This window comes from Stenotrophomonas sp. 82F1, from assembly GCF_056861525.1.
Map to the genome: position 1 here is coordinate 1 of NZ_JBSPUD010000041.1, position 3,585 is coordinate 3,585.

3 protein-coding genes are annotated in these 3,585 nt (G+C 62.5%); 1 reads left to right on the forward strand and 2 read right to left on the reverse strand.

The features are described 5' to 3' along the window. Positions 1 to 31 precede the first annotated feature (31 nt). Together AC13GI_RS21575 and AC13GI_RS21580 are read right to left on the reverse strand one after the other, a co-directional pair. Positions 32 to 1,383 (reverse strand): IS3 family transposase gene (locus tag AC13GI_RS21575; protein WP_482995612.1). Its coding sequence is split into 2 segments (ribosomal slippage): positions 32 to 936 and positions 936 to 1,383, totalling 1,353 coding nucleotides; the frame shifts between segments, so codons are not numbered across the junction. Between the two features lie 224 nt (positions 1,384 to 1,607). Beyond that, a complete protein-coding gene (locus AC13GI_RS21580) occupies positions 1,608 to 2,018 on the reverse strand; it encodes a hypothetical protein (protein WP_482997293.1) in 411 nt (136 codons plus the stop codon). A gap of 417 nt (positions 2,019 to 2,435) precedes the next feature. On the opposite strand from AC13GI_RS21580, the gene rodA reads away from it, so the two are divergent. Beyond that, positions 2,436 to 3,512, forward strand: a complete 1,077-nt coding sequence (gene rodA, locus AC13GI_RS21585) for a rod shape-determining protein RodA (RefSeq protein WP_482997294.1) — start codon at positions 2,436 to 2,438, stop codon at positions 3,510 to 3,512. The last annotated feature ends 73 nt before the right edge of the window (positions 3,513 to 3,585 follow it).

Consider the following 3,585-nt stretch of genomic DNA (forward strand, 5'->3'; position numbering starts at 1 on the left):
TGAAGTGACCCCCGAGAGTTGGACGGTGGGGTCAAACGGCCGCTTGGGCCTGTTTCCGGTACTGTACCGGGCTCAGGCCCTTCAATTTCAATCTGATGCGCTCTTGGTTGTAGTACTTGATGTAATCCACGAGCCCAGCCTCCAGACTCTCGATGCTGTCAAAGCTGTTCAGGTAGAAAAATTCTGACTTCAGCGTCCCGAAAAAGCTTTCCATTGCCGCATTGTCCAGGCAGTTGCCACGCCGGGACATGCTTTGCTTCAACGAGTGCTTTTCCAGCATGTGCCGGTAGTTTTCATGCTGGTACTGCCAGCCCTGGTCGGAGTGGATCATGGGGCGCTCATCCGGGGAGAGCTTGTTGATGGCTTCGTCCAGCATCTGACCTACCAGATCGAACACGGGCTGACGCTTGATCTGATAAGCCACGATTTCGCCGTTGTAGAGGTCCATGATCGGCGACAGGTAGAGCTTCATCCCTTGCACCTTGAACTCGGTGACGTCGGTCACCCACTTCTGGTTGGGCCGCTCGGCATGGAACTGGCGATTGAGGTCATTGCCAACCACAACATTGGCTGCCCCTTTGAAAGATCGGTAGCGCTTCACGCGGACCCGTGATTTCAGGCCCATCTCTCCCATCAGACGCTGTACCCGCTTGTGATTGGTCCGATGGCCCTGATTGGCCAATTCCAGCGTCACCGTGCGATAGCCATAGCGCCCTTGGCTTTGATCGTAGATTGCACGGATGCGCTCGCACAGATCTGCCTCGTCCTGATCCGGATGGGCCAGGACATGGTTCTGGTAATAGAAAGTACTGCGCGACAGCTCTGCCGCTTCGAGCAGAAGCGACAGCGTATGAACCTGCCTCAATCCTTGGATGGCTTGCGCTTTGCGTCCTGCGCCGCCTGCTCTTCCCGGATCAAGGCATCGAGTTTTTTTAGGTAGTCGGTCTCCGCACGCAGATAGGCGACTTCCTTGAGCAGCTCATCGCGGCTCATATCCTCAGGTGGTTTGGACGAACGGGTCTTTTTCATCGGCTTTCGGGGCGGCAGCGGCGGCGGTGCCAACGCTTGGGCACCGCCCTGAGCATACAGGCGCCGCCACTGCCCCACTGCGCCGGCATCGCCAATCTGAAAGTAGGTGGTGGCCTCACGCCCGGACATGCCGTCCCGGCTCATCTTCTCCAGAACAGCCAGCTTGAACGCGAGGTCATAGGACCGGGTCTGGCGGTGAAACCCGCGCCAACCGTGCAGCCGATACGTAGCCACCCAGCGTCTGACCGTGGAGAACTCCAAACCGTGGTGTCGGGCGATGGCTTTGACCGACGTGGAGGTCTTGCAGGCTTCTTTGGCGACCTGCAGTTTGAATCGAGCTTCGTACCTGTTCATGTATCCCTCGGGGTTGGATCTGGCGTCCAACTCCCGGGGGTCACTTCACCCTGGGGGCTTGGCCGCGGCATCCATGCCGCGGACACCCCCGCGAACCCACCCCGCCCGGCCCCGACAGTTTCCTGCGGTGGCCACCCACGCAAAGAGAAATAAAGCAGAGCAGAAGCGGGTCGCTTCGCTCTTTGTAGTGCCGAGCCATGCTCGGCTCTTCAGGAATGCACGCATCACGCGGCCTGCAGCTGCACATCCACATATTCCGACAGGCCTCTGCAGGCCAGCAGCAGCCCTTCGCGGGCGTCGTCGCCCAGGTGCTGCGTGTCGTCGCCGTCCACGCGCACGCGTTCGCTGGCATGCAGCAGTTCCAGCAGGAAGGTCAGCCCGGCATTGGCGCGGTCGATGCGCGCCATCGCCATGCACTGCGCCTGTGTTCGCCCCTTGTGTGGCCACGGCTGGCCGTCGGCGGCTTCTACCTGGCGGATGCGCTGCAGGCAGTCCAGCAGGGTAGGGCTGCCTGGACTGTTGGCGGCCTGCGTGGCGGTGAGCGTGATTTCCAGGGCGCGGGCGATGTCGTCCGGCAGCTGGTGGGCGGCCTCGCCCAAGGTCGCGAACAGGTACGGGTAGGTGGAAGCGGACATGGCGGCATCCTTGTGCGGTAGGCAAGGGCCACCCCGCGTGCATGCGAGGGTGGCGGACGATGCGTGGCTCCAATACCGGGGACAGACAGTTCCGGCGGGCACGAGGCCCTCCACGCACCGCCCGCCAAAGACGCACGGACGGATTGCCAGCCGACGCCACCCAACAAGGAAAGGGCGACGCCGGCCGGCAAGCGTAAACAACTGTCTGTCCTTCGGGATTGGAGTCCCGTGCCACCCGTTGTCGGTGGCACTACATGATGTGCACGGGGCCCTTGCGGCTCCAATCAGAATTGTTTGAAACCCGGAAAATCCGCAGGCCAAAGGCATCCGCCACGCGCGGTGTCGATAGCGACAAACAGCGCTGACAGCTTCACGAAAGCGCCGGTTGCTACCGTGCCACGGGTGAAATGGAAACGAATGCTTGGCGGCTGCCGTGAGGTAGTGCGCACGATCGATCTGCCGTTGCTGGTCGCGTTGTTGATCCTGATGGGTGCAGGCCTTGCGGTGCTGCACAGCGTGAACGGACCGGTGGCGGGGCAGGCGATGCGCTTTGCGATGGGTCTGCTAGCGATGTGGCTGCTGTCGCGGGTCTCGCTGCTGCGCCTGCGCGCGTGGACACCTGCCATCTATGCGCTGTCGATGCTTCCGTTGATGGCGGTGTATGTGATCGGTACCGGTAAATACGGGCAACGCTGGCTCAACCTTGGCGTGTTCTATCTGCAGCCCTCGGAGCTGCTCAAACTCAGCCTGCCGTTGATGATGGCCTGGTATCTGCACCGTCAGCCGCTGCCGCCATCGCCGCGCACGGTGCTGACGGCAGCGGTGTTGATCGGGGTGCCAGCGGTGCTGATCCTGATGCAGCCCAATCTTGGTACCGCCACCCTGGTGACGGCCAGTGGTGTGTTTGCGTTGGTGCTGGCTGGCCTGCAGTGGCGTTGGGTGGTGGCCGGCCTGAGTGCGGTGTCGGTGGCGGCGCCTCTGGCGTGGTTCGGGCTGCTGCGGCAGTACCAGAAGAACCGTGTGCTGACCTTCCTGGATCCGGCGGCTGATCCGTTGGGCACCGGTTGGAACATCCTGCAATCGCGCATCGCCATCGGCTCGGGTGGCCTGCAGGGTCGTGGCTGGGGCCACGGCACACAGGCGACATTGGATTTCCTGCCGGAGTACACCACCGATTTCGCGTTCTCGGTATTGGCCGAGGAATTCGGCTGGATCGGCGTGGTGACGGTGTTCGCCTTGTATCTGTTCGTGGTCTGGCGCTGCCTGTCGATCGCGGTGCAGGCACGCGACACGCACGCGCGGTTGCTGGCCGGCAGTCTCGGCCTGGCGTTCTTCGTCTACGTACTGGTCAACGGCGGGATGATTTCCGGCTTGCTGCCGGTGGTGGGCATTCCGATGCCGCTGATCAGCTACGGCGGCACTTCGGCGGTGTCGTTGCTGGCCGGCATCGGTCTGGTGATGGCGGTGCGCGGGCACCGGCCGGTACACGCGTAGGTTTCCAGCCAACGGCGCAGCCCCTCGTGGGTGGCCGCTCAATGCGATTCATCGATTGGGCCGGGCGGGTTGG

Coding starts and splice junctions, on each gene's coding strand:
- AC13GI_RS21580 (WP_482997293.1), bottom strand. CDS start 2,018: ATGTCCGCTTCCACCTACCCGTACCTGTTCGCGACCTTGGGCGAGGCC.
- rodA (WP_482997294.1), top strand. CDS start 2,436: ATGCTTGGCGGCTGCCGTGAGGTAGTGCGCACGATCGATCTGCCGTTG.